This window comes from Janthinobacterium sp. SUN073 (genome assembly GCF_030397665.1).
Classification (GTDB): domain Bacteria; phylum Pseudomonadota; class Gammaproteobacteria; order Burkholderiales; family Burkholderiaceae_D; genus Janthinobacterium.
In genome coordinates this window covers 477355-502979 of record NZ_JAPUBT010000002.1, presented here as the reverse complement: position 1 = coordinate 502979, position 25625 = coordinate 477355, and the positions used below count along the sequence as shown (strand labels likewise).

General features: G+C 62.4%; 26 protein-coding genes and 1 tRNA gene. 13 read left to right on the top strand and 14 right to left on the bottom strand.

The genetic code is table 11. The features are described 5' to 3' along the window. The first annotated feature begins 143 nt into the window (after nt 1-143). Nucleotides 144-860 carry a DNA polymerase III subunit epsilon gene (gene dnaQ, locus O0882_RS10250; RefSeq protein WP_071076882.1) on the top strand — a complete coding sequence of 239 codons (717 nt, stop codon included), beginning with the start codon at nt 144-146 and terminating at the stop codon, nt 858-860. Between the two features lie 82 nt (nt 861-942). Beyond that, a tRNA-Val gene (locus tag O0882_RS10245) sits at nt 943-1017 on the top strand. A gap of 87 nt (nt 1018-1104) precedes the next feature. On the opposite strand, the gene O0882_RS10240 is transcribed toward O0882_RS10245, so the two are convergent. From O0882_RS10240 to O0882_RS10225, 4 genes are all read right to left on the bottom strand, one after another. Beyond that, nucleotides 1105-1674, bottom strand: a complete 570-nt coding sequence (locus O0882_RS10240; protein WP_289947599.1) for a hypothetical protein — start codon at nt 1672-1674, stop codon at nt 1105-1107. Beyond that, complete coding sequence (locus O0882_RS10235; protein ID WP_289947597.1) at nt 1671-3104, bottom strand: DUF2235 domain-containing protein; 1434 nt, start codon at nt 3102-3104, stop codon at nt 1671-1673. Before O0882_RS10235 ends, O0882_RS10240 begins: the two co-directional genes overlap by 4 nt. 85 nt (nt 3105-3189) lie before the next feature. Then, nucleotides 3190-3522, bottom strand: coding sequence for a hypothetical protein (locus tag O0882_RS10230; RefSeq protein ID WP_289947595.1), 333 nt, complete (start codon nt 3520-3522; stop codon nt 3190-3192). Nucleotides 3523-3553: 31 nt separating this feature from the next. Next, a complete protein-coding gene (locus O0882_RS10225; RefSeq protein WP_289947592.1) occupies nt 3554-3826 on the bottom strand; it encodes a pilus assembly protein in 273 nt (90 codons plus the stop codon). A 534-nt stretch (nt 3827-4360) separates the two neighbouring features. On the opposite strand from O0882_RS10225, the gene O0882_RS10220 reads away from it, so the two are divergent. After that, complete coding sequence (locus tag O0882_RS10220) at nt 4361-6592, top strand: NADP-dependent isocitrate dehydrogenase (protein WP_289947591.1); 2232 nt, start codon at nt 4361-4363, stop codon at nt 6590-6592. Between the two features lie 91 nt (nt 6593-6683). On the opposite strand, the gene O0882_RS10215 is transcribed toward O0882_RS10220, so the two are convergent. The 6 genes from O0882_RS10215 to O0882_RS10190 all read right to left on the bottom strand — a co-directional run bounded on the left by O0882_RS10215 (nt 6684) and on the right by O0882_RS10190 (nt 12612). Continuing rightward, the gene (locus O0882_RS10215; RefSeq protein ID WP_289947589.1) at nt 6684-7124 is read right to left on the bottom strand and encodes a DUF411 domain-containing protein; all 441 of its coding nucleotides are present in this window, start codon (nt 7122-7124) and stop codon (nt 6684-6686) included. 68 nt (nt 7125-7192) lie between these two features. Continuing rightward, nucleotides 7193-7579 (bottom strand): hypothetical protein, encoded by a 387-nt coding sequence (locus O0882_RS10210; protein WP_289947586.1) that lies wholly within the window; start codon nt 7577-7579, stop codon nt 7193-7195. Nucleotides 7580-7627: 48 nt separating this feature from the next. Continuing rightward, nucleotides 7628-8965, bottom strand: coding sequence for a diguanylate cyclase (locus O0882_RS10205; RefSeq protein ID WP_289947585.1), 1338 nt, complete (start codon nt 8963-8965; stop codon nt 7628-7630). Between the two features lie 137 nt (nt 8966-9102). Beyond that, complete coding sequence (locus O0882_RS10200) at nt 9103-10221, bottom strand: sulfotransferase (RefSeq protein WP_289947583.1); 1119 nt, start codon at nt 10219-10221, stop codon at nt 9103-9105. Between the two features lie 33 nt (nt 10222-10254). Then, nucleotides 10255-10881, bottom strand: coding sequence for an adenylyl-sulfate kinase (gene cysC, locus O0882_RS10195; RefSeq protein ID WP_289947581.1), 627 nt, complete (start codon nt 10879-10881; stop codon nt 10255-10257). Between the two features lie 21 nt (nt 10882-10902). Further along, complete coding sequence (locus O0882_RS10190) at nt 10903-12612, bottom strand: methyl-accepting chemotaxis protein (protein WP_289947580.1); 1710 nt, start codon at nt 12610-12612, stop codon at nt 10903-10905. Between the two features lie 423 nt (nt 12613-13035). On the opposite strand from O0882_RS10190, the gene O0882_RS10185 reads away from it, so the two are divergent. Next, the gene (locus O0882_RS10185; RefSeq protein WP_289947578.1) at nt 13036-14667 is read left to right on the top strand and encodes a hypothetical protein; all 1632 of its coding nucleotides are present in this window, start codon (nt 13036-13038) and stop codon (nt 14665-14667) included. Nucleotides 14668-14726: 59 nt separating this feature from the next. Here O0882_RS10185 and O0882_RS10180 read toward each other — a convergent pair whose 3' ends face one another. After that, nucleotides 14727-16091 carry an amino acid permease gene (locus tag O0882_RS10180; RefSeq protein WP_219136907.1) on the bottom strand — a complete coding sequence of 455 codons (1365 nt, stop codon included), beginning with the start codon at nt 16089-16091 and terminating at the stop codon, nt 14727-14729. A 190-nt stretch (nt 16092-16281) separates the two neighbouring features. Here O0882_RS10180 and O0882_RS10175 point away from each other — a divergent pair, with 190 nt between their 5' ends. Then, nucleotides 16282-16965: a YoaK family protein gene (locus O0882_RS10175; RefSeq protein ID WP_289947576.1), complete on the top strand. Its 684-nt coding sequence runs from the start codon at nt 16282-16284 to the stop codon at nt 16963-16965. A gap of 3 nt (nt 16966-16968) precedes the next feature. On the opposite strand, the gene O0882_RS10170 is transcribed toward O0882_RS10175, so the two are convergent. Further along, nucleotides 16969-17412, bottom strand: a complete 444-nt coding sequence (locus O0882_RS10170) for a thioesterase family protein (protein WP_289947574.1) — start codon at nt 17410-17412, stop codon at nt 16969-16971. A 135-nt stretch (nt 17413-17547) separates the two neighbouring features. Here O0882_RS10170 and O0882_RS10165 point away from each other — a divergent pair, with 135 nt between their 5' ends. Both O0882_RS10165 and O0882_RS10160 read left to right on the top strand, forming a co-directional pair. Continuing rightward, entirely contained in the window at nt 17548-18270 is a 723-nt protein-coding gene (locus O0882_RS10165) for a GntR family transcriptional regulator (protein WP_289947572.1), read from the top strand. Beyond that, nucleotides 18267-19004 (top strand): SDR family oxidoreductase, encoded by a 738-nt coding sequence (locus O0882_RS10160; protein ID WP_289947570.1) that lies wholly within the window; start codon nt 18267-18269, stop codon nt 19002-19004. The genes O0882_RS10165 and O0882_RS10160 overlap by 4 nt, the downstream gene beginning before the upstream one ends. Nucleotides 19005-19111: 107 nt before the next feature. On the opposite strand, the gene O0882_RS10155 is transcribed toward O0882_RS10160, so the two are convergent. Further along, nucleotides 19112-19594 carry a heme-degrading domain-containing protein gene (locus O0882_RS10155; RefSeq protein WP_289947568.1) on the bottom strand — a complete coding sequence of 161 codons (483 nt, stop codon included), beginning with the start codon at nt 19592-19594 and terminating at the stop codon, nt 19112-19114. Nucleotides 19595-19687: 93 nt separating this feature from the next. Between O0882_RS10155 and alkB the strand changes: the two genes are divergently transcribed. The 5 genes from alkB to O0882_RS10130 all read left to right on the top strand — a co-directional run bounded on the left by alkB (nt 19688) and on the right by O0882_RS10130 (nt 22860). Then, nucleotides 19688-20350, top strand: coding sequence for a DNA oxidative demethylase AlkB (gene alkB, locus O0882_RS10150; RefSeq protein ID WP_289947566.1), 663 nt, complete (start codon nt 19688-19690; stop codon nt 20348-20350). Nucleotides 20351-20435: 85 nt separating this feature from the next. After that, the gene (folE2, locus tag O0882_RS10145; protein WP_289947564.1) at nt 20436-21362 is read left to right on the top strand and encodes a GTP cyclohydrolase FolE2; all 927 of its coding nucleotides are present in this window, start codon (nt 20436-20438) and stop codon (nt 21360-21362) included. A gap of 33 nt (nt 21363-21395) precedes the next feature. After that, nucleotides 21396-21563, top strand: a complete 168-nt coding sequence (locus tag O0882_RS10140) for a hypothetical protein (protein ID WP_289947562.1) — start codon at nt 21396-21398, stop codon at nt 21561-21563. An 86-nt stretch (nt 21564-21649) separates the two neighbouring features. Next, nucleotides 21650-22468, top strand: a complete 819-nt coding sequence (gene blaOXA / locus O0882_RS10135; protein ID WP_289947560.1) for a class D beta-lactamase — start codon at nt 21650-21652, stop codon at nt 22466-22468. After that, the gene (locus O0882_RS10130; protein WP_289947559.1) at nt 22465-22860 is read left to right on the top strand and encodes a hypothetical protein; all 396 of its coding nucleotides are present in this window, start codon (nt 22465-22467) and stop codon (nt 22858-22860) included. Before blaOXA ends, O0882_RS10130 begins: the two co-directional genes overlap by 4 nt. Here O0882_RS10130 and O0882_RS10125 read toward each other — a convergent pair. Beyond that, nucleotides 22857-22982: a hypothetical protein gene (locus O0882_RS10125; RefSeq protein WP_279340928.1), complete on the bottom strand. Its 126-nt coding sequence runs from the start codon at nt 22980-22982 to the stop codon at nt 22857-22859. The two genes, O0882_RS10130 and O0882_RS10125, sit on opposite strands and share 4 nt — an antisense overlap. 177 nt (nt 22983-23159) lie before the next feature. Between O0882_RS10125 and O0882_RS10120 the strand changes: the two genes are divergently transcribed. Next, complete coding sequence (locus tag O0882_RS10120) at nt 23160-25619, top strand: PBP1A family penicillin-binding protein (RefSeq protein ID WP_289947551.1); 2460 nt, start codon at nt 23160-23162, stop codon at nt 25617-25619. Nucleotides 25620-25625: the final 6 nt, after the last annotated feature.

Here is a 25625-nt window from a genome sequence, read left to right as displayed (position 1 = left end):
AGAGTACGGTTGCGCTTCTCGGCCACAAATCACTGCCGCTCGCTACGGTTTTGTTGGGCGTTCGAACATGTCTGGGTGCGATTGCAGCACACAGGTTTGCTATACTGTGCCCTTCGCTTTTTGCTTTTACGAATGAATCCGCCATGCGTCAAATTGTTCTCGATACTGAAACCACCGGCCTGAACCCGCGCACGGGCGACCGCATCCTGGAGATCGGGGCGGTCGAATTGAACAACCGCATGTTGACGGGGAATAATTTCCACCATTACATCAATCCCGAGCGCGACTCGGAAGAGGGCGCGCTGGCCGTCCACGGATTGACGACGGAATTCCTTAGCGATAAGCCGAAATTCGCGGAAATCGCGGAAGAATTCCGCACGTTTATCGCCGGCGCCGAATTGATTATCCACAACGCCCCGTTCGATATCGGCTTCCTCAACGCGGAATTCAAGCGCCTGAACCTGCCGCCCGTGCATGAGCAAGTGCATGGCGTGATCGACACCCTGGTGCAGGCGAAGGAAATGCATCCGGGTAAACGCAACTCGCTCGACGCCCTGTGCGACCGCTACGGCGTCTCGAACGCCCACCGCAAGCTGCACGGCGCGCTGCTCGACTCGGAATTGCTGGCCGACGTCTACCTGGCCATGACGCGTGGCCAGAACAGCCTGAGCATGGAAGAAGAAGTGGAAGTGGCTGCCGATGGCGCCGCCCTGGAAATCGTCCCTCTGGCCGAAGTCATCTTCCAGAGTGCCACGGCCGACGAGCTCGCCGCCCACGAAGCCACCATCGCCGGCCTCGACAAGGCCGCCAAAGGCCAGTGCATCTGGACCGCCGTCCTGGCGCCACCAGCGGCCGCCTGAGAAAAAAAGCGTGGCATGCTAAATTTCCTGTCGCCAGCCCTTGCAGATGCCGCAACACCTATGCGATAATTCGCCTCGCTTCGGGAGGTTAGCTCAGGGGTAGAGCACTGCATTCACACTGCAGGGGTCGCAAGTTCGAAACTTGCACTTCCCACCAAGAATTCGCAATGCAATCAAGTATTTATATTAAAGCCGACTCATCATGACGTCGGCTTTTTTATTGCTGGTCGTATCGCAATCTCATTTACTGATCCGCAGGCTTGCGGTCACTGAGCTCTTGCTGGCAGAGGCGTTGCCTGACTTCGGTGCTGCTTGTCCTGAGTATGCCGTATTCTATCTCGAAGTATTTCTTGTAGATCTCGGTCTTGCGGATGCAGTCTATGTCTTGCAACTTCTCCTTGCTCATGACCGATTCCAGCAGGAATTGGGCCATTTTTACTCTGGCTGGTTCCAGTTCGCTGCAGGCGGCAACATGAGCATCCAGCGCGGCAATGATTTCTTCATAATCGCGCTCGAAATCAGCCGATACCTGCCATTCGAATTCCACCCATTCAGGCAGTTCGCGGCCATCCGGCGCGGCGCCCATGGTGGCTCCGCCGGTCATCGGATTTTTGTCGGGAGCAAGTGAGTCAGGGGTCGGAAAAAATATGCTGTTCGCGGTTCGCGCGCGCAGCACGTCGACCTCTTTTCCTTTGAGGCCGTTGCTGAACGTCACGATCATGCCGGGGCCTTGCTGTGAGCGAGGTGCGGCACAGGCTGTGCAGAGGGCGATGGCCGCCAGGAAGCAAATTGCCTGGAGCAGATATGTTTTCATGATGGCGCCTTGCAGGAAGTGTTGATGATAGGGGCGGTGGTCATGCTTAAGCCATAACCGGCCAGCCAGAGCTTGTACTTGTTCATGTCCACCAGGCCGATATCGGGATTGGTCATCGTGCCGCACTTGTAAGCATCGGGGAATAAGTTGATAACTCCAGTGGTGTCGGAGGTCCGCTTGCCATCGAAGACCGCGTTCGTCTGCAGAACTTCCTGGCCATTTTCGTAAGTAACGTATCGTGTGAAAGTGGCATCGCCGTCAGAGAATCTGTTGCCGCTCCGGTCATGCAAGATGGGGTTGGTGATGATGTCCCATCCATTTTTTTCTAGCTTTGTTTCGTCAATCGCGATTCCCTGTCCCTTGGCCTGTTCAACCATCCACATCAGCGCCACATCGGACAGGTCGCCGGTGCCGAAGCCGCCGCCGATGTCGGAATGGCTGCCGATGAACGCCTTTTCGAGGCGGTTCGCCGAACTGGTCTGGCCGGGCCTGTCCATGATGGAGCGCAGATCGAAGTCATCCCCGCCGCCCCGGTGTTCGTTCAGCGCCACGGCGTGCACCGCGTATTTGACGGCGGCCGGTACTGAAAAGAAGTATTGTTTTTCATCTTCATGGAGTATGCCGAGATGCGGCACGGTATCCCACAAGCCTTCGAAGCGCAGGTTCAGGCAGCGGCTCTTGCCATTGATGACATAGGCGCCGTCATTTTTCTTGAGGTTGTCGGCAACGACATTGAGAAAAAAGCGTGCCTCGGCTGCACCACGGCTAAAACCCACCACGTCAATATCCAGTAGCCCGGTGTTCGCGCGTTCTTTGATGTAGTCGTTGAGAAATTTCAATCCCAGGCTCACGCGCTGGTCGAAGCCTTCGCCTGTAATGGCGCTGCCGGCGTAGGGCATATCCTGGTTGGTGGTGCCGATGCCGGTGATATAGAATTTCTTTCCATTTTGAATTTCGTCATAGACCTCGTAGAACTTCAGCACATTGGAAATCGAACTGTCCGGCTTCGGATGTTCGCTATTGCCCGTCCCATCAAACGCAAACAGGATCAGCCCGTTCGGATCGACATACTTGAGCGGATTGCCCGCGACATAGGCATAGCTGTTGGTGCCGGCGCGCAGGCCCAGCGGGTCGGGCGTCAGGTAACGGCCCTGGGCCGGGTCGTAATAGCGCTGGTCGTTGTAGTACAAGCCCGTTTCCTGGTCGGCATACTGGCTTGGCAGCCGTCCCTGTGCCTCATGGCTGTAGCGCTCGGCTTGTTGCGGATGATCGATGGCGACCAGGTGCGTGCCCGCGTAGCGCCAGGTGGTGACGGTCTGGCGCACGATGCTGCCGGCGACATCATAGGTGAATGCGCGCTTGAGATTGCCAGGTGTGATGCTGGAACAAGTGTAGTCGGTGGCGCCGTTGGCCAGCGGGGCCAGTGTCATACGGCCATGCGCCGACAATTCCGTGCTGGATACGCTTGGCCTGCTCGATAGTCTGAAGCGCGCGCGGAGACTCATGATGCAGGCCTCAATTCTCAGGCCACGTGCCGAACCGCTTGCGGTTGTTGCGCGCATGCACCGAAGTCTGCGCGTCGAGTGTCGTGTAGAGCTTGTCGGCGCCGGTGACCTCGTTGTTGTCGATAATGACGTTGGGGCTGTTGATGAGCATAATCGCCTCTTTGGCGTTGAACAGCCCCTCGATGGTGATTTTGTTGCCCCGGATGATTAAACCTGGCGCATCGCGTATCCATATGGCAGCGTATTGCGGGTAGTAAGAGCCGATATTCAGGTGGGCCGGTGGCTGGCGGGGTGGGGCAGGGATTGGCCTTGCGCGCTTGATGATAATGGTATTGTCGACCAACTGGTTGTTTGCGCCAAACAGCGCGACCGCCTCATGCCCCTCCACTTCGATGTGGCAATGACGAATGATTGGCCTGGTCGCCGTAGGTGGACAGGCTGTTCTTCGCCGTGTCCTTGGCGGCCGTGCCGTTCTTGCCCGAGACCTCCATGGCGATGCCTGCCGTCTGGTTGCGTATGGTGGCGCCGAACAGCTGGTAGACGCCGATGGCGGCAACGGCAATCAGCGCCACGATGACGATATATTCCGTCATGCCCTGTCCCAATTGTTGCCGCATTGACTTGATTTTCCGCATAACAGGTTTCATTTGAAATACCTTTCAGTTGAGAAAAGACAAACAATGGATGAATAAAAAGAGAAAGCCTGCTCATCGTATGGCCGTTTTAATCAGCGGGTTTAATCGATATCAAGCCGGTTGAAGATTTGCGGGGAAGTGGGGAGAGGCCCGGCAGGCATGCGCGCGCACCGTCGCGCCGGGTGCCGGGTTTTGTGGATCAGCAGTGCGCAGCATCGCCAGGAACGGGCGGACGTGACGTCGCTCCCACTTGGATATTGTCAATATCGAATGATTCTCCGTGGCCGCATACATGCCGCGCTATTCTCCAGCGCCCATTTCAAGGCGGAAAATGGCCGTTCGGGCCCGGCGCCATCAGATATTTGCTGTCTTATATAAGATTCGTCGCCATCGGATACACAAACAGCGGCAGGACAGTCTAAAATACGTGGTGGGCAAGCACGGCGTCACCGCCGGCACACTAGCCGTCCAAAGCAAGGCTAACCGTCCTGTGTTTGGAATGAAGAAAGTTAACCACCAGGCATCACCGCATACAAGGGAATGAACATGGCAACACAAAAATCCAAAATCATCTACACGCTGACTGACGAGGCGCCGCTGCTCGCGACGTATTCCCTGCTGCCAATTATCAAAAAATTCACCGCGCCGGCTGGCGTGGATATCGTCGCCACGGATATTTCGGTGGCGTCGCGTGTACTGGCCGAATTTCCCGAATTCCTGACGGACGCGCAAAAAGTCCCGAATACCCTGGCTGAACTGGGCAAATTGACCCAGAGTCCAGACACCAACATCATCAAATTGCCGAACGTCAGCGCTTCCCAAGGTCAATTGATCGCTTGCGTGCGCGAATTGCAAGGCCGTGGCTACAAGCTGCCGGACTATCCGGAAGACGCGAAGACGGAAGAAGAAAAAGCCTTGAAGGCCCGTTACGGCAAGTGCATCGGCAGCTCGGTCAATCCGGTCCTGCGTGAAGGCAATTCCGACCGCCGCGCACCGAAGGCTGTCAAAGAGTATGCACGCAAGCACCCGCACTCGATGGGCGAGTGGAGCCAGGCGTCGCAAACCCACGTCTCGCACATGCATCATGGCGACTTCTACCATGGCGAAAAATCGCTGACCCTGGAAAAGGCGCGCGATGTCAAAATGGAACTGGTCACCGCCTCGGGCAAGACCATCGTGCTGAAACCGAAGGTTGCGCTGAAAGCGGGCGAAATCATCGACAGCATGTTCATGAGCAAGAAAGCGCTGCTGGAGTTCTACGAGAAGGAAATCGACGACGCCTTCAAGACGGGTGTGATGTTCTCGCTGCACGTCAAGGCGACCATGATGAAGGTCTCGCACCCGATCGTCTTCGGCCACTGCGTGCGCATTTTCTACAAGGACGCGTTCGCCAAGCACGCCGAACTGTTCGACAAGCTGGGCGTGAATGTCAACAATGGCATGAGCAACCTGTATGACAAGATCGAAACCCTGCCAGCGTCGCAAAAAGATGAAGTGCTGAAAGATTTGCACGCCTGCCACGCGAATCGTCCGGAACTGGCCATGGTCGATTCGGCCAAGGGCATCACCAACTTCCATTCGCCGAACGACATCATCGTCGACGCGTCCATGCCCGCCATGATCCGTATCGGCGGCAAGATGTGGGGCGCCGACGGCCGTCCGAAAGACGTCAAGGCAGTCATGCCGGAATCGACTTTCGCGCGTATCTACCAGGAAATGATCGGTTTCTGCAAATGGCATGGCAACTTCGATCCGAAGACCATGGGCACCGTGCCGAACGTGGGCCTGATGGCGCAGCAAGCGGAAGAATACGGTTCGCACGACAAGACCTTTGAAGTGCCTGAAGGCGGTACCGCCAACATCACCGACCTGGAAACGGGCGAAGTGCTGCTGACGCAAACGGTCGAAGAGGGCGATATCTGGCGCATGTGCCAGGTCAAGGACGCGCCGATCCGCGACTGGGTCAAGCTGGCCGTGACGCGTGCGCGCAACTCGGGCATGCCTGCCGTGTTCTGGCTCGATTCCTACCGTCCGCACGAGAACGAAGTCATCAAGAAGGTACAGGTTTACCTGAAGGAGCACGACACGAGCGGCCTGGAAATCCAGATCATGTCGCAGACGCGCGCCATGCGCTACACGCTGGAACGCGCCTTCCGCGGCCTGGACACCATCTCGGTGACCGGCAACATCCTGCGCGACTACCTGACCGATTTGTTCCCGATCCTGGAACTGGGCACGTCCGCCAAGATGCTGTCGATCGTGCCGTTGATGGCCGGTGGCGGCATGTACGAAACGGGCGCCGGCGGTTCGGCACCGAAACACGTCAAGCAACTGGTGGAAGAAAACCATTTGCGCTGGGATTCGCTGGGTGAATTCCTGGCCCTGGCCGTGTCGCTGGAAGACATGGGCATCAAGACGGGCAATGCGAAGGCCAAAATCCTCGCGAAAACCCTGGATGAAGCCACCGGCAAGCTGCTGGACAACAACAAGTCGCCATCGCCACGTACCGGTGAGCTCGACAACCGCGGCAGCCATTTCTACCTGGCCATGTACTGGGCGCAAGCCCTGGCAGTGCAAAAGGACGATGCGGAACTGGCGGCGCACTTCGCGCCAGTGGCCAAAGCCCTGGCCGACAACGAAGAAAAGATCGTTGCCGAGCTGAAAGCAGTACAAGGCAAGGAAACGGATATCGGCGGCTACTACCTGCCTGATCCGGCGAAGACGGAAGCGGTGATGCGTCCTAGCGCCAGCCTGAATGCGGTGCTCGACAGCATCTGATGCAGTCTTGAGAGGCAGTAAGTTCTTTACTGCCTGACAAAAAAACGCCGCCGGGAGCAATCCCGGCGGCGTTTTTTATTGTTCCGTGCCTTTATTTGTAGTGCTGGTAGACCGTAGTGCCATTGGTTTTCACCAGGAACACGTCGTAGGGATCGTTGCGCGGTCCTTCCATGCCTGGCGAGCCCATGGGCATGGCCGGCACGGCCAGGCCTTTCGCCTGGGGTTTCTCACGCAGCAGGCGCTTGATGTCGCTGGCGGGCACGTGGCCTTCGATGGCGTAGCCGTTGACGATGCCCGTGTGGCAGGAGCCGAACTGGTCGGGTATGCCGGCGCGCTGGCGATATTGCGCCGGCATCTCGACGTTCCTGGCGCGCACGGTAAAACCGTTCGCTTCCAGGTGCTTGACCCATGCGGTGCAGCAGCCGCACGAAGCGCTTTTGTAGACGTCGATGACGGGGCCGGCGGCCGTGGCGAGCAGGGGCAGGCCCAGCATGGCGGCGCAGGCGCCGCGCAATAAGAAATGTTTGATCATGTGTTGCTTTCAGACGGAGTAGGGCTATCGTGGCCACACGGGTGGCCTGCTTGGGACGAGCTTGGACTTTAAGCGGAAAGCGGCCGCGGCGGCCGGCGCGGGCCGTCAGGAATGAATCCTGTCAGCATGGTGGCCGTTGCGATGGTGACTTGTTGCGCGCCGGTGCAGGCTGCGGCAGGCAGGGAAAGGCAGGGCGGCATCAGTGCGCCCAGGCAAAAGCTGGAACAGGCGCCGCACGCCGGGTGCTTGGCAGGGGTCTTGTTTTCTTCTTGCGTGCCGGCACTGTGGTGGACGGCGGATGACTGCGCATCGTGATGCTGGCAGTTCGCTGCCATCATGGCGTCAGGCAAGGCAGCGAGCGGCGCGCACGCTCGCGTGGCACCCGCAGCGCCCGCTTGCAGCGGCATCGCCGTGATCAACAGCAGGATCAGCCATGTTTTGAAGAGTCTTAGCATCGCCGGAAAGTATAGCATAGGGGCATTGTCGCCAGAAGCAGGCACCTGCTAGCGCTCGGTGGCGCCCGCCTTCGATGCGTACATGGCCCGGTCCGCATGGCGTAGCAGCAGCTGCATGGTATCGCCGTCGTCCGGGTAGTGCGCGACGCCGATGCTGACGCTGATGCGCAGGCGGCGGCCATCGCCAAGCCGTAGCGGGGTGGCCAGCGCCGCGTGGATTTTCCGTTCGATCAGCATCACATCGACCGACAGCGGATTGTTTTCCAATAGCACGACGAATTCATCGCCGCCCAGGCGGGCCAGGGTATCGGTCTCGCGCAGGCAAGCCCTGATCCGGCCCGCCACGGCCTGCAGCAGCAGGTCGCCGCAGGCATGGCCGTAGTGGTCATTGATTAATTTGAAGCGGTTCAGGTCAAGAAACAGCAGCGACAGCCGGCCATCATGGCGTTGGGCACGCGCAAACGCCGTCTGCAGGCGGTCATGGAACAGGCGCCGATTCGGCAGGCGGGTCAGTTCATCGTGCATGGCCATGAAGTGCATGCGGCTCTGCAGTTGCTTGCGCTCGATGGCGATGGCAAGTTGCTTGGCGACGAATTGCAGCAAATCGAGCTCGTGTTCGTTGCCTGTGGCAGCTCCCTGGCCGCTTTGCAATACCAGCACGCCGATGATGCCGCGCGACGACTGCAGCGGGACGGCGAGCCAGTACTCCAGCAGGTCGGCAGCGGCAGCCTGCAAGGCGGGCGGCAAGCCGGCCAGCTGGTCCGGCTCGATCAGCAAGGCGCGGCCGCTGTGCTGTACTTCTTCGCACAGCAGGCCCGCCAGCGCGGCGTGCGTTGCCGGCGTGCCGTCCAGCCCCTGCTGCGCATGGTGCAAGTGCTGGCCGTGCTCGTCGCGCAGGGAGACTGTCAAGCCGCAGGCGGGCAGCAGTTCGCGCACGATCTGGTGGATGCGCTGGAGCAGGGCCGGCAGTTCCTCGGTCGCATGCGCCGCCTCGGAGATGGCGTACAGCGCCGCCTGCTTCGCCTGCGTCTGTTTCAGCGTCGTGATATCGCGCGCCACCGCCACGCGCAGCTGGTCGGTGGCGGACCAGCGGGCCGACCACATGATGTGCGCGAGTCGCCCGTCTTTCCTGGTGTAGCGGTTCTCAAAGTGGACCTGGGCATGGCCGTTCATGATGGCCTGCGCCGCCGCGATGGTGCGCTGACGGTCGGCGGGCGCGACCAGGTCGAGCATGACCATGCCGATCATTTCTTCCTGGGTGTAGCCGAAGATACGTTCGCAGGCGGCGCTGACAAAGACAAAGCGCCCGTTCACATCGACCATGCACACGGCGTCGAGCAGCAAATCGGTGAAGCTGGCGACCGGCGCACTAATCAGATGTTTCATATGTCCACTATTCTAGTGGACATTGCCGATCGATATTGAAATTGTTGTTTTTAGAAAACAAAGAGCGTTGATCGCGGCTTGCCGGGCCGGCAGCGACGGCGGCATGCCGCTGCGGAGCAGGTGTCGGCGCCAGCCTGTCAATCATCAACGACAAACGCGTCCGGGTCGAGTGGATCCAGCGTGACGATGGCGCCGCTGTCCGGCGCGCCGCCGCTCTGGCTGAGCCGTGCATGCAGCTGGGCCAGGTAGTCGGCCCGGCAGCGGCGCAGCGCGTAATCGCGGAAGTTATCCTGTTCCAGGGCGCGCCAGGCGCGTTCGCGTCCTTGCGCCGAGCGCCTGCCCGCCAGCTCGATGAGCGCGGGCGTGATGTCGGCGTCGCCGCGGCAGAGGCGCGTGTAGCCGTAGCGGTCCATGTACGGTCCGGTAAGTGTTTCGATGATGTTGATCTCATCGTCCGACAGTTGCTGCCTGAATTTGTCGATGTTGGCCGCGATCGGCGCATGGCAGTTGGCCGACCACAGCGACGACATCTGTGCGATGTGCCGCGCTTCCGCCGACGCGGCCACGTCCAGCATCTGCGGCAGGAAGGCGATGCCGAGAAAGTCACATACCGTTTCCAGCGTTTCTTGTTGCCGCGCCAGGAAGTCTTCATAGCGTATCGTCAGCACGCGCTGAGGATAGCGTTGCACGACATGGTCGGCAGCCGTGTGGGCGGCCAGCCAGGTCCTGGCATTGAGCAGCGTGTCGAAATCGTGGATGATGGCGCGGTTCATCGACGCCACTTGCGCGCGCGGATCGCGCACCACGTTCAGGAACAGCATGTCCGGATACAGCTTCACGATGTCGTCGGCGTAGTGCACGCTGTCGAGCGACTTGTCCATCACCACCTGCGCCTGGCGGCGTTCGCCCGCGCGCAGCAGCAGCTCCCATGCCACGCGGTGGATGCTGCGCGGCTGGCCGCGCAGCGTTTCGAACACTTCCACCGGATCGAAGACGACTCCCGGCCACTTGACCATGCTGACCGCCGCCAGGCCCACCACATCGACCACCAGGCGAAAGTAGGCGCGGTCGTCGCGCAAGTCGCCGTACAGGGGCAGCAGCGGCATCATATCGACCAGGTGCAGCGGATACGGTGAATAAAACTGGGGAGACAGGTTCAGGCGCAGGCGCAGGGCATGGCTGCCGCAGCGGCGCAGGGGGATCATCATGACAGGGCGCGGGCGCGCGCCGTGGCCGGGGTGGTGGTGGCTGCTCATCGCATCATTCCTCGAACAGGTGGGTGCGCGGCATCAGAGGAAGCGCGGGCACAGCTGCTGGAACAGCCGTTCGCAAGCCTGTTCCAGCGACAGCGTGCCGGTATCGAGCGTCAGTGCCGGCGCCAGCGGTGCTTCGTAGGGCGCCGAGACGCCCGTAAATGCCGGGATCAGTCCGGCCCGCGCTTTCTGGTACAGTCCCTTGGGATCGCGTTCCTCGCACAGCGCGCATGGCGTGCTGATATAGGCTTCGATAAAGTCGTCACCGCCGATGATCTGGCGCGCCATCTCGCGGTCGCTGCGCAGCGGCGAGATGAAGGCGCAGATGACCATCATGCCGGCGTCGTTCATCAGCCTGGCCACGACGGCAGCGCGGCGGATGTTTTCCTGGCGGTCGCGCGGAGAAAAGCCCAGGTCGCCATTCAGGTGCTGCCGCATATTGTCGCCGTCGAGCACGCAGCTCAGGCGGCCCGCCGCCAGCAGCCGCCTTTCCAGCGCGTACGCCAGCGTCGACTTGCCTGCGCCGCTCAGGCCGGTCAGCCACAGCGTCGCAGCCCGCTGGCCGGCCAGCGGCCCCCGCTGTTCCTTGCCGATATGGCCCGTATGCGGGAAGATGTGCGTCGCCACGTGGCCCGCGGCGGCGATCTGTTCCAGTTTACCCATGTGCCACTCCCCGTTGCCGGCTCAAAACTGTTCCCACTCGATTTCGCTGGGCTTGGCGGCGGCCGGACGGGACGGCTTTGGCGTGGCGGGCGGGCGTCGTGCCGCCAGCGGCGGTGGCGGACGGCTGACCACGCGCAGTCCCGCCTCGCGGCCACCGGCGATGTTGCCCACGCGGAAGACGCTGACCACGTCGTTCAGGCTGTTGACCTGTTCCTGCATCGCTTGCGCGGCGGCGGCGGCTTCTTCGACCAGCGCCGCATTTTGCTGTGTCACATTGTCCATTTGCGTCACGGCCATATTGATTTGCTCGATGCCGGCCGATTGTTCCTGGCTGGCGGACATCATTTCGGACATGATGCCGGTGACGCGCCGCACGCTGGCGACCACCTCGTGCATGGTCGATCCGGCCTGTTCCACCAGCCGGTTGCCGGCCTGGACCTTGTCGACCGAGTCGCCGATCAAGTCCTTGATTTCCTTGGCGGCCGCGGCCGAGCGCTGTGCCAGATTGCGCACCTCGGTGGCCACCACGGCAAAGCCGCGCCCCTGTTCCCCGGCGCGGGCCGCCTCGACCGCCGCGTTCAGTGCCAGGATATTCGTCTGGAAGGCGATGCCGTCGATGACGGCGATGATGTCGACGATCTTGCGCGCCGAGACATCGATGGCCGCCATGGTGTCGACCACCTGCGCCACCACGGCGCCGCCCTTGGTGGCGACATCGGAAGCCGATTCGGCCAGCCCGTTGGCCTGGCGCGCATGGTCGGTGTTGATGCGCACGGTGCTGGTCAGTTCTTCCATGGACGAAGCGGTTTGCTCCAGCGTGCTGGCCTGCTGCTCCGTGCGCGAAGACAAGTCCAGGTTGCCCATGGCGATTTGTCCCGCCGCCGTGGCGATGGTCTCGGTGCTGGCGTGCACTTGCTGGACGATTTGCGCCAGGCTGTCGCGCATCGACTGCATGGCGTACAGCAGGCTGTGCGTGTCGCCGGGGCGGGTATGGATGGCCACGGCCAGGTTGCCGCTGGCGATCTGTCCGGCGATCGCCGCCGCTTCGTCGGGTTCGCAACCGAGTTGGCGCGTCACGCCGCGCGTGATCAGCACGGCGGCCAGCAGGCTGGTGACGAGGGCCAGCGAGCCGATGCTCAGCATCACCAGGCGCGCCTGGCTGTAGGCCGCCTCGGCCATGCTGGAGGCCTCGTTATTCTGCTTTTCCTCGACGGCGATCAAGGTGCGCAGCAATTCCCACCAGCGCTTTTGCACGGGGCGGAATTCATAACGCAGCAGCTTGTAGGCATCATCCTGCTTCTGGTTCAGCGCCAGCGCGGCGGCCCGCTGAATGAAGGGGGCCGCCAGCTCGCTTTGTGTACGGATCTGTTCGAGCAGGCTTTTTTCTTCGTTCGAGGTGCCTTCCAGCGTGGCGAACATCGCCCCCAGCTTTTGCTGGGCGGAGGCGTATTTTTTTTCCTGCTCCGCGATGCGCGCGACCTCGATCTGGATTTCCTTGTCCTCTTTCAGCAAAATCAGATTGCGCAGCGCCAGCGCCCGCTCGGTTACTGTCAAGTCCATAGTCTGGGCTAGCCTGGTTTCGACGTTGTTGACCTTGGTCGCTTCATCCATGCGGTCCTGGATTTGCCGCATGCTGGTCAGTCCCAGCGCGATGACCAGCAACAGGAACAGGGCGACCAGGCCAAAGCCCAGGCCGAGCCGCTTGGCTATGGTTAAGTTCAGAAATCTCATGCTGCCTCCTTAAGGCCGTGCTTGCCGTTTCGCATAAGCTCATGCGGATTTATCGTGAAGCACTCAGCGATCATAGTGATTGCGGGCAGGCGGAATATCACACAAAGTCACTTTCAGCATTTGAGCAACAGTAGAATTTTACTTGAGGCAACAGTTCAGATTGAGTTAGATGGCGAACACGTGCGGGCGCGGGCGTGGCGGCGGAGGGTGATTTGTAGTGAGAATGAAAAATTTTCATCCTGTTTTTCGCTCATGATTTCACCTTTCACGTCGTTATAGTAGTGTCTGCTTAGCGTTTGCGATGCGCCCCATCCCTTTTTTCGTGACAGCCTGGGTGCGCTCGAAGGTAAATAGTTATCAAAAACTGAAAGTTATGCATCTTTTATCCAATCACCGATTCTCGTTTAGCAAGGCATAAGACCCATGACCTCCGTCTCCTCGATCCCGAGCTGGAATCCAAGTCCGTCCCGCGCGCTCAGTGCCGCGGCCAACAAGGCCGATGCCGCGCCGTCTCCGGCGCCAAGCCCGTCTTCCATCGTTGCCATCGGGGCGACGCAAGTCGTCGCGTATCTGACGCCTTCGCCGAAGATATGGGAAAGCCCGTCGCGCGATGGCGTCAGCGAGCAAATGACGAAAAACTTCTCTTCGCGCACGTTTGGCGGCCGTTTCGGCGGCCTGGGCGCGAGCTTGCTGGAGCAGATCAAGGGGGGCGTGCGCAATGTGTCGCAGGCAGTGCAGCAAGCGCCGCCGCGCATGGAGCCCAATACCTATAGCGAAATCGGGGCCTTGCCGCCGGCCAGCCTGCACGGCAATGGCGAAGACCGGGTCACTCTCAGTATCACCACCAAGAGCGGCGTGGAGGTCAAGTTGTCGCTCGACAGCCAGGACGATGGCCTGGCCGTGCGCATGAGCACGAGCGGCGAACTCAGCGAGGCCGAGGCCGACGCGCTGGGCGGCCTGGCCGACGCGTTCCAGGAAGCCATCGATGGCATGGCGAAAGGGCAGCCGAAGATCAAGTTGAACGGCCTGATGCAATTCGACCAGGACGTGCTGGCGTCGGTGAACTTGCATGCGGAAGTGAAAGTGCGCACCGAACCGCAAAGCACGCAGACGCTGGATTTCCAGGCCGACAGCGCGCAGCGCAAGGTCAGCTTCAGCGGCGTGGCCGGATCGCTGGACGTAAAGGTGGACGCCAGCAAACTCAATACCCTGGGCAGCAAGGAACAGCAGGCCAAGGCCATGAGCAGTTATATGAAGCAGATCGGCCAGGCCGCGTCGCGCGGCCATGCCGATGCCGGACTGATGTCCATGTTCAAGGATGCGTTTGGCGCCTTGCACAGCAACGCCGCCGCGCCGCAGGGCGCGCCCGGCGTGCCGGAAGCGGGCAAGTGGCGCCTGGCGGCCGAGGACAAGGCGATCTTGACGGGCATGGCGGACTTCAGCGCTTCGGTATCGCAAACGCCGCAATTCATCAATCCCATGCGCCCGGTGGAAAAAGATGGCTTCAGCTATGAGCTGTCGCAAAAGACGACTCTGGGCGGCGCCAGCGAGGACGAGCGCTCGATCCGCCAGCAGCAGCAATCGAAGCTGAGCGCCAGCTACCACCAGACTTTGATCCCCGGCTTGCCGCTGCGCTTGACGGAAGCGAAGGAATCGCAGAACTACACTTTCCACCAGATCGAAGACACGGCCAGCAGCGATGCGCAACTGGCTTACAAGGAAGGCAAGCTGGTGAAGGCCAGCCTGCGGCAGGCGGCCAACCAGTCCACGCAGGTCATGAAGTATGTGATGGGCAAGCTGGAGTCGGACACGACCACGCCGACCCAGCATTCGGTGCAGCGCGACCTGTTGACGCTGCTGGGGCCTTACAAGACGGGCGCCACGGACCAGACTGCCGAGGAAAAGGCCGAGCAGCGCAAAAAGGATTTGCTGGCACTGAACGACGACATCATGCTGCAATCCTATCCCGGCCAGCTGATCAGCCTGTGGCAGGCGGACGCCATGCCCGAGGCGCAGGAACTCGATGGGGCGGCCGGCGCATCAGTCGGCGCGTAGCGGACATGAAAAAGCCGCCTTCTTGCGAAGGCGGCTTTTTCTTTGGTGAAGGTGTCGCGTCAGGCCTTGGCCTTGCTTTGCTTGATCCAGTAACCGACGCCCAGCGCAGCGAGCCACACGGGAATCAGGTAGACGGAGATGCGCAGGCCTGGCGTCAGGTACATGATCACCAGGATGCCCGCCAGGAAGACCAGGCACAGGTAGTTGGTGAACGGGTAGCCCAGGCTCTGGAACAAGGTCGTCTTGCCCTCGGCCTTCTTTTGTGCGCGGAAGCGCAAATGGATCCAGCTGATCATGGCCCAGTTGATGATCAGCGCCGAGACCACCAGTCCCATCAGCACTTCGAACGCTTCGCCTGGCATGAAGTAATTGACCACCACGCAGGCGCCCGTGGCCAGGGCGGACACGCCCAGCGCCGCCAGCGGCACGCCGCGGCGGTTCAGGTGCAGCAGCGCACGCGGCGCATTGCCCTGCTTGGCCAGGCCGAACAGCATGCGCGTGTTGCAGTACACGCCGCTGTTGTAGACGGACAGGGCGGCCGTCAGCACCACCACGTTCAGGGCCGTGGCCACCAGGTTGCTGTCGAGCGCATGGAAGATCAGCACGAAGGGGCTGCCGCCGGTGACGACGTTTTGCCACGGGTACAGCGACAACAAAATGCCCAGCGCGCCGATGTAAAAGATCAGGATGCGGTAGATGGCCTGGTTGGTGGCGCGCGGAATCGTCGTGCTCGGGTCATCTGCCTCGGCGGCCGTGATGCCCACCAGTTCCAGGCCGCCGAACGAGAACATGATGACGGCCATGGCCATCACCAGGCCCTGCCAGCCATTCGGGAAGAAGCCGCCGTGCTGCCACAGGTTGGCCACCGACGCTTGCGGACCCGCGTCGCCGGACGCGAGCAGGTAAGCGCCGAAGACGATCATGCCGATGATGGCGACCACCTTGATGATGGCGAACCAGAATTCCATTTCGCCAAAGGCTTTCACGTTCAGCAAACTGATGGCGTTGATGGCGCAAAAGAAGATGAGCGCCGAGACCCAGGTGGGCACGCCCGGCCACCAGTACTGCACATAGATGCCGACGGCCGTCAGTTCGGCCATGCTGACGAGTACATACAGTACCCAGTAATTCCAGCCCGACAGGAAGCCGGGCAGGTGGCCGCAGTATTTGTCGGCGAAATAGCTGAAGGAGCCGGCGACGGGTTCGTCGACCACCATCTCGCCCAGCTGGCGCATGATCAGGAAGGCGATCACGCCGGCGATGCCATAGCCCAGCAGCACGGAAGGGCCTGCCATCTTGATGGTTTGCGCGATACCCAGAAACAGGCCGGTGCCGATGGCGCCGCCCAGGGCGATGAGCTGGATGTGGCGGCTTTTCAGGCCGCGCTTGAGCTCTTGTGGTTCGGTATTCCCGACTGCCGTCATATGTTTTATCCTGTTTTTACGGGGCTGAGGTCGCTGATTCTAAAGCATGGACGCGCAAAGCAGGAGCGAAATGCATGTTGCACTGCGGGGGCGCAAGAAAAGCCATGCATCTTCGCCGAACGGCGCGCAAAACCGCTGCCGCCCGCGACGGGCGCACGGTATCATGATGGCCAATTTTTGAGGAGCGTGTATGAATCTGGCGCAGCGCAGCCGTTTGCAGGGCATCAGCCTGGGCTTCTTGGCCGGCTATGTCGATACCTTGGGCTTTGTCGCCCTGTTTGGACTATTTACCGCCCACGTGACGGGCAACTTCGTGCTGATCGGCGCGGCGCTGGCCAACGCCACGCATGCCTCGATTGCCCTCAAGCTGCTGGCGTTCCCCGCGTTTATCCTGGGTGTGGCGGCGGCGCGGCTGTTGACGGTGGCGGTCGAGCGTCGCGGCGGACCGGCGCTGCGCCTGGCGCTGCTGCTGGAGCTGGCGCTGCTGCTCGGTTTCATGGTGTCTGGCGTGCTGGCCGAACCGTTGGCGGCGGAGCCGGGCGCGCTGGCGATGGCGGCCGGCCTGTTCGGCGCGGCCGCCATGGGCGCGCACAGCGCCATCAGCCGCCTGCTGCTGGCGCACCTGGCGCCCACGTCCATGATGACGGGCAACGTCACACAGTTGGTGATCGACACGGTCGACGTGCTGCGCGGCGCGGCCGATGGCGCCACGCGCGAACGCTGCGTCAAATGCTTCTGGCCCCTGCTGGGCTTTGCCGTGGGCGCCATCCTGGCCGCCTTTGCCTACCTGACCGTGGGTTTCGCCGCGCTGGCCGTGCCGCTGGCCATTTTGCTGGTGCTGATTGCGCTGGAGCCGGCGCGCCTTCCGGCCTGATTCTTAATCGTGCTGCGTCGCCACGATGGCCGGTTCGTACACGGCCAGGAATTCGGGCGGCAGGCGGCGTGCGCGGCCGCTGCTCAATTCGATGCAGATCAATTCCCAGCGTCCGCGCACGACGGTGGCGCCGTCGCTGTCGCGGATCAGCTGGAAGCGCCGTTCCATGCTGGAGCGGCCGTCGCTGGCGCACAGCCAGGTGGCCAGGGTCAGCGCTTCGCCGGCCCGCGTCGGCAGCAGGTAATCGTATTCGCCGCGACGTATCGCCATGGCCCGGTCGAGGCGCCGGTAATCTTCCAGGTCCAGCCCCAGGATGGCCGAGTGGTGCCAGGCGATATGCTCGCACCAGCGCACATACACGGCGTTGTTCGTATGCTGCAAGCCGTCGATGTCGCCCGCTTCGGGCGTGACGGGCAGGGTGTGGGCGTGCGGATAATCCCAGTTCAAGTGCGCTCCTTTCGATACGGTGGCGGCTGATTGTACGTGCTGGCGATGTTTCCTGCCTGCGGCGCACGCCTGGAAAAACGCAGTTTTATGTGTTGATGTATGATGCATCATAATCTGAAAAATTTGAAAATGCCTATGAACCATTCCCTGGACAGCCTGGTGCACGTCAACCTGGGCAAGTCCGTGTACGCGATGCTGCGCGACGCGCTGGCGGCCGGGCGCTTCCAGCCGAATGACCGGCTGCGCATCCGCGAGCTGGCGCTGCAGCTGGGCACCAGCGTCACGCCCGTGCGCGACGCCATGCTGCAACTGGTGCAGGAAGAGGCGCTGGTGCTGCGCTCGCCGCGCGACTTCCGCGTGCCTGTGCTCAGCGTGGCGCGCTACCTGGAAATCCGTGCGCTGCGCCTGGAACTGGAAGGGCTGGGCGCGTTCGAGGCGGCGCAGCGCATCGACGCCGCCACGCTGGCCGACCTGGAACGCCTGCTGCAGGCGAATGAAGAGGCCATCGCGCGGCATGACCTGGCGGCGGCCCTGCAATGCAACCAGGCGTTTCACCTGGCCTTGGCGCAGGCGGCCGGCATGCCGACATTAAAACGCTTCGTCGACCACCTGTGGATGCAGACGGCACCCCTGATCGCCGCCGGCTACGCCAGCTTTTCGCCCGACATGCGGGTGGGCCACCACCACGCCATCATCAGCGCGCTGCGCCAGCGCGACAGCGCGGCCGCGCGGCGCGCCATCGAACAGGACATCCTCGACGGCGGCACGCAGATGCTGGCCTATGTCATGCGCCAGGAGCGCATCCACGCCGGCACAACCGAACAAGAACAGGACAAGGAAGAACAAGGAAGAACATGAGTGAACAAAAAACCGCCATCGTCACGGGCGCCAGCCGCGGCATCGGGCACGCCGTGGCCGAACGCTTTCGCAGCCTGGGCTGGAGGGTCATCACCGTCTCGCGCAGCCCGATTCCCGGCGGCTGCCCGCGCAGCCAGGAACACAACACGCATGTGTGCATGGATTTGTCTGACCTGAGCCAGATCGGGCAGATGGTCGACACCCTGCGTCCCATGCTGGGCGACTCCAAATTGCACGCGCTGGTGAACAATGCGGGCGTGTCGCCGAAGGGGCCGGGCGGCTCGCGCGTCAATTCGCTGACCACCGACATGCAGACGTGGCAAGCCATGTACAACACGAATTTCTTTGCGCCGCTGGCGCTCACGCGGGGCTTTGCACAGGAATTGTCGAATGCGCACGGCGCCGTCGTGAACCTCTGCTCGATCGCCGGCTACCGCGTGCACCCGTTCGCCGGTTCCGCCTACGCCAGTTCGAAGGCGGCGCTGGCGTCGCTGACGCGCGAAATGGCCAACGACATGGCGCCGCTGAACGTGCGCGTGAATGCCATCGCACCGGGCGAGATTGACACGGCGATTTTATCGCCGGGCACCTCGCACATCGTCGACACGCAAATTCCCCTGCGCCGCCTGGGCACGACGGCCGAAGTGGCGGATTTGGTGGAGTTCTTGTGCAGCGAGCGCGCCTCGTATATCACGGGCGCGGAAATACCCATCGACGGCGGCCAGCGCATCTAAGGCAGAGCGTGACCAGACATGTAGGCATCGTCGGCTGTTCGTCCGAAGGGGCGGCCCTGTGCCAGCGCACGATAGGCGAAGAGGGCGCGCACGCGCTGGCCGCCCGACTATTTGCCCGGCTGTGCGTCCAGCTGCGCTTGCAGCGCCGCCACCACCAGCGCGTGGTCGTCGGCCTGCGCCAGGCCGGAGACGCTTACCGTGCCGACCAGGCCCACGCCGCGTATCAGCAACGGGAAGGCGCCGCCGTGGCCCGCGTACTCGATGTCATCGAGGTATTTCACGTCTTCGAAAGTGCTGCCGCGGCTTTTATACGAGATGCCCATGTAGTAGGAGCTGTGGCAAAAGCGCTGCACCGTCTGGTTCTTGCGGCGTATCCAGTCCGCCTGGTCCGCCGTGGCGCCCGTCATGGCGTGGTGGAACAGGATTTGACCGTTGCGCGTGATGTTGACGGTGACGGCCTTGCCCCGCTTGCGCACTTCTTCGACGATCCACAGGCCCACGGCCAGCGCGGCATCGTTGTCGAAGCGTTCGAATTGCAGGGTTTCTTCCTGCTGTGCCAGGGTTTGCAGCAAATCGGCGTAATGATCCATCGTGGAGGTGGGGGTAGTGGCTGGAAACGCTACTGTAGCGCACCATGGACCAGCCGCGCGCGCTTTTTCCGCGCCGCGCCTACAATAGACGGCATGAACCTGTCCCTGTTTGCCGATGAAGACCTTGCCCCGGCCGGCCCCGCGCCGCTGGTGCCGGGCTCGTCCGCGTCGGTCCTGCTGCGCGCTTTTGCGCTGCCGTATCTGCATGAGCTGCTGCCGGCGCTGGACGCCATCGTGCTGGCGGCACCCCTGCGCCACATGGCCACGCCGGGCGGCTTGCGCATGTCCGTTGCCATGAGCAATTGCGGCGCCCAGGGCTGGATCACGGATGGACGCGGCTACCGCTATGCGCGTCTCGATCCGGCCAGCGGCCGCCCCTGGCCGCCGATGCCGCCCGTGTTCCTGCGCCTGGCGCAGCAGGCGGCGCTGGCGGCCGGCTATGCGGGCTTCACGCCCGACGCTTGCCTGGTCAACCGCTATGCGCCCGGCGCGCGCATGGCCTTGCACCAGGACCGCGATGAATGCGATTTCACCGCGCCCATCGTTTCCGTCTCGCTGGGCCTGCCCGCCACCTTCCTGTTCGGCGGCGCCGAGCGGGCAGACAAGGCGGCCCGCATTCCTTTGCTGCACGGCGACGTGGTGGTGTGGGGCGGCGCCGACCGCCTGCGTTTCCACGGCGTGGCGCCCCTGAAGGACGGCGAACACGCGTTGTTGGGCGCGCAGCGCATCAATTTGACGTTTCGCAAGGCTGGCTAAGCTGTCATTAACGCCCATTAATGCAAGATACTTGCAAATACCACTGTTTTTCTCCATGATATGCAACTTGTTTGCATATGGAGCCATGACCATGAAGCGCGATTCCCTTTCTTCTCCCCTGCCGGATGTGGCTGCCGGCCCCCACTTGGGCCACCCCTTGCCACTGGACTGGGTCGGCATGCAGGGCATCGCCTTGCCCGTGTGGCTGGAAGAGGGTGGTCAGGCCCAGCAAGTGCATGCCTGGGCCGATGTGCAGGTGGACTTGCCCGATCCGCACGTGAAGGGCATCCACATGTCGCGGCTGTATCTGCTGCTCGACGCGTTTGCCGCCGCACAGCCGCTCGATGCGGGCGCGCTGGCCGTCGTGCTGCGGCGCATGGTGGACAGCCACGCCGATTGCGGCAGCACGCAGGCGCGCCTCGCGCTGGCGTTCCCCGTGCTGCGGCGCCAGCCGGCGCTGCTGACGGCGGGGCTGGCGGGCTGGAAATCGTATCCCGTGCGCCTGCAGGCGCATGTTTCTCCGCAGGGCTTTGCCCTGACCCTGACGGTGGAGATCGGCTACTCGTCGACCTGTCCCTGTTCGGCGGCGCTGGCGCGTCAATTGCTTGCCGAGGCGTTTGCGGCGCAATTCGGCGCGGGCGGCATCGATGGCATCGCCGCGCGCGACTGGCTGCAGGAACACGCCAGCCTGGCCACGCCGCACAGCCAGCGCAGCACGGCGACGGTCACCGTGGCATTGACGGAACAGGCGGAGCTGGACCTGTTTCCCCTGATCGACCTGGTGGAAGCGGCGCTGGCGACGCCGCTGCAAACGGCCGTGAAACGGGCCGACGAGCAGGCGTTCGCGCGCTTGAATGGTGCTAACCTGATGTATGTGGAAGACGCGGCCCGCCGCGTGCAGGCCGCGCTGGCGTCACTGGCGCCACATCATGCGCAGGCGCGTGTTACCGTACGGCATATGGAAAGCCTGCATCCGCACGATGCCGTGGCGCAGGCGGGCCAGCTTGCCTGAGTTTTTCACTCAACCACCGTGAAGGAAGACAGCATGCCGGAGAAAATCGAGCGGGAAGTGGGCGATGACAGCCTGGAAGCGGAACTGGAGCGCGAACGGCGCGAACGTGCGCTGATCGACGAGGAAAAGCTGGGCATGGACGAGCTGGAAGAGGAACATTTGAAGCGGCAACGCCAGCCGGGCGCGCCAGCGGGGCGCTAGTGGTGTATGTGCTGCATCAGCGCTGGCATCGCGCCGCGCTGCCCGGTACAATTTCGCTTTGTCCTTCTCCCCAGCCCCGGAGGCCCATGAAATACCGCGCATTCTTCCCGTTCATCCTCGGCCTGGCAGGCGCCACGCTGGCCGCCTCGCCAGCCCAGGCCGGCACCATCTGCACCGCCATGGCCGACGCCAGAACCGGCGCCGTCTTGTTGCAAGAGGGTAATTGCATCGACAGAGTCACGCCCGCCTCCACCTTCAAGATCGCGCTCAGCCTGATGGGCTACGACGCCGGTTTCCTCAAGGATGAGCATAAGCCGATCCTGCCATACCGCCAGGGCTATGTGGACTGGGGCGGCGAAGCGTGGCGCCAGGATACGGACCCGTCGCGCTGGATGCAGTATTCCGTCGTCTGGTATTCGCAGCAGATCACGCAGGCGCTGGGCGCCGAGCGCTTCCAGAAGTACGCCAAGGCTTTGCGCTATGGCAATGCGGATGTGTCGGGCGATCCGGGCAAGGACAATAGCCTGGAGCGCTCGTGGATCAGCTCTTCGCTGAAGATCTCTCCGCTGGAACAGCTGGGTTTCTTGCGCAAACTGGTCAATTACCAGTTGCCCGTGACGAAACAGGCGATGCAGGAAACGCAGCGCTTGACGCGCCTGGCGGACGTGGATGGCTGGCAAGTGCACGGCAAGACGGGCGCGGCCTTCCCGCGCAAGGCCGACGGCAGCTTTGATGAGGCGCATGGCTACGGCTGGTTCGTGGGCTGGGCCAGCAAGGGCGAGCGCAGCGTCGTGTTTGCGCGCCTGGTGCAGGACGAGCAGAAGGGCTTGCCATCAGCCGGCCTGCGTACGCGCGACGCGATGCTGAAAGAATTGCCGGCCCTGCTGGAGCAGGCGCAGAAGTGACGGCCAGCATCGTCGCCGCTACCTTCATCGCATCCGAGGGAGAGTACCTGGAAGCCGTCATCGAAGTGGATGGCCAGCGCCTGCATGTGATGGACGAGTTCGGCGGCGCGCAGATGGCCACCGGCACGCAAGTTCAGCTCGAACTGTCGCCCATGCCCAGCGAGATGGACGACTGGGACGCCATCTTCCGCGCCAATCCGGGCCAGGAGCAGGGGCTGCGCCGGCTTGACGGCTGGCGCTACCTGGCGCTCGGCGTCGTGACCCAGGTTGACCCCGTCATCTGCGACTGCGGCCTGCTGCTAGTGGAAGACGCTTTTTATACGCGAGACGCACGCTGCGTGGGCGAGTACGTCGGCATCACCGTGGCGCGGCTCGATGCCTGTCTCGCTTAGGCCCCCAACAAAAGCCGATGAACCAGTTGATAACCCAGCCGGATACCAAAACAAAACACGGCAAAGCCGCAGGCGGCAAGGAAGGTGGCTTGCAGTTGCTGGCGTGCAGACAGGGCGGGCATGGCGGCGTCCATCAGTGAGTGTGGCGGGAGTGCCAGCCGATATTAACTGATTGTTTTACGTATTGGCAATAATCCGGTCATCTTCCGTACTTCCGCTTACTTATTTCCATCCCGCCACATTGCCCGCCCTATATACTTGCTGAAACGGATCATCCGGCATCAGACAAGGTTACAAGCATGGCATCAGGCATGGAGCAGTTTCAGGAAAAAGCACGGCAGGCGTGGATACAGGCGCGCGCGCAGGTCGTTCGTATGACGGGGCTGGCGTGGGTAAAAGCAGTGGCGCTGTACCGGCGCGGCCATGCGCACTTGATGACCTTGCCGCCCGTGCGGCGCGCGCTGGTGCTGGGCCTGTGGTCCTTTCTGGCTTTGCTGGCCTTGTTGACGCTATACCTGCTGCTGCTGATACCCTTGACGCCCAGCATCCACGATTTGCGCCAGGCGCGCGCGGCCGCACCGAGCACCATGGTCAGCACCGACGGCAAGGAACTGGTGCGTTTCGACCAGGGCTTGCAGGAACGGGTCACGTTAAAACAGATTTCGCCAAACGTGATCAGCGCCTTGATCTCGACGGAAGACCACCGTTTCTACGAACACCACGGCATCGACTTCACGCGCACGGCCGGCGCCATCTTGCACACGGCGGGTGGCAACCCCCAGGGCGGCTCCACCATCACGCAGCAGTTGGCGCGCAATATGTTCCCCGAGGAAATAGGCCGCTCGCGCAACCTGAACCGCAAGCTGAAGGAGCTGATCACGGCCCTCAAAATCGAGGCCACCTACAGCAAGACGGAAATCCTGGAAGCGTATTTGAACACGGTGCCTTTCCTGTACAACACCTATGGCATCGAGATGGCGGCCCGCACCTACTTCGACAAGCCCGCGTCGCGCCTCGATATCCTGGAAAGCGCCACCCTGGTCGGCATGCTCAAGGGCACGAATTACTACAATCCCGTGGGCAATCCCGAACGCTCCCTGCAGCGGCGCAACGTGGTGCTGGGGCAAATGCGCAAGCACGACGTCATCGACGAGGCGCGCTATAAACAGTTGATCAAGCGTCCGCTGCGCCTGCATTTCGAGCGCCAGAGCGAGCGGGCGCAATCGGACAGCCATTTCACGGCCTATGTGCGCAAGTGGCTGATCGACTGGGCTGACGAAAACGATTACAACCTGGAGCGCGACGGCTTAATCGTGCATACCACGCTGGACCACGATTTGCAGCAGGCGGCCGAGCGCGCCGTCGAACGCCAGGCGAATGCCTTGCAAGCGATTGCCGACGTGGAATGGAGCCGCGCGGGTGTGCCGTCGTCCACTTCGACGGGCATGTACGCGGGCATGCAGGCTGGCAGCGTGGCGTTCGAGTATTTCTGGAAATCGCATCCGGCCCTGCTCGATTCCTTCGTGCGCGAGTCGGGCGACTACCGCAAGCTGACGGCGGCCGGCGCCACGCCCGAGGCGGCGCTGGCGCAGCTGAAGGGCGACCGCGCCTTCATGGCGGCCCTGCGCAAGTCGAAGACGCGGCTGGAAGCGGGTTTTGCGGCCATGGACCCGGCCACAGGCGCCGTGCGCGCCTGGGTGGGCAGCCGCGACTTTGCGCGCGAGCAATTTGACCACGTGTCGCAGGCGGCGCGCCAGCCCGGCTCCACCTTCAAACCCATTGTGTATGGCGCGGCGCTGGAAAAGGGCCTGAGCCCCGACCACGTCTACCGCGATGAAGTGATGGATATCAAGGCGGCCGACGGCACCAAATGGCGCCCGACCGACATGAGCGGTACCACGGGACGCGACATGACCATGCGCGACGGCCTTGTTTACTCGAAAAACACCATCACGGCGCAAGTGATGCAGGATGTCGGCTTGCCGCCGATCATCAAACTGGCGCGCGCGCTCGGCATCCGCGACAGCAAGCTGGAAAAAGTGCCGTCGCTGGCGCTGGGCACCAGTCCCGTCACCTTATTGGAAATGGTCAACGCCTACGCCAGCATCGCGGCTCAGGGCGAAGCGCGCCTGCCGTTCGTCGTCACGCACATCACCGACCGCGAAGGCAAGGTCATCGCCCGTTTTGGCGAAGACAAGCCCCAGCGCGCCATGAAAGAAGAATCGGCGGCCACGCTGACGGACATGATGCGCGGCGTCATCGACCGCGGCACGGGCACGGCCATCCGCAGCCGCTTCGGCATCCGTTCCGACGTGGCCGGCAAGAGCGGCACCACGCAAAACAATGCGGACGGCTGGTTCATTTTGATGCACCCGGAACTGGTGGGCGGCGCCTGGGTGGGCTTCAATGACGCGCGCGTCACCATGCGCAGCAACTACTGGGGCCAGGGCGGCCACAACGCCGTGCTGGTGGTGGGCGACTTCTTCAAGACGGCGCTGGACACGGGCAAGCTGTCGCGCGACGCCATTTTCCCCGGCGGCAAGCCACCGCCACCGCTGCGCCATGTGGAACCGGTGGATGAGCCGCAGGACGAACCGGTGGAAGAGCCGGGAGACTTGCTGCAGGAAGGCGTGCCGCCAGCGCCGCTGGCCGTGCCGGCCGAAGGCGAGCAGGAGACGCATGGCAAGGCGGTGCCGGAGCCGGCGCCCGCACCTGCGCCGAATCCGCAGCCGGCGCCTGCGCCTGCGCCGCAAGGTTAATCCGCT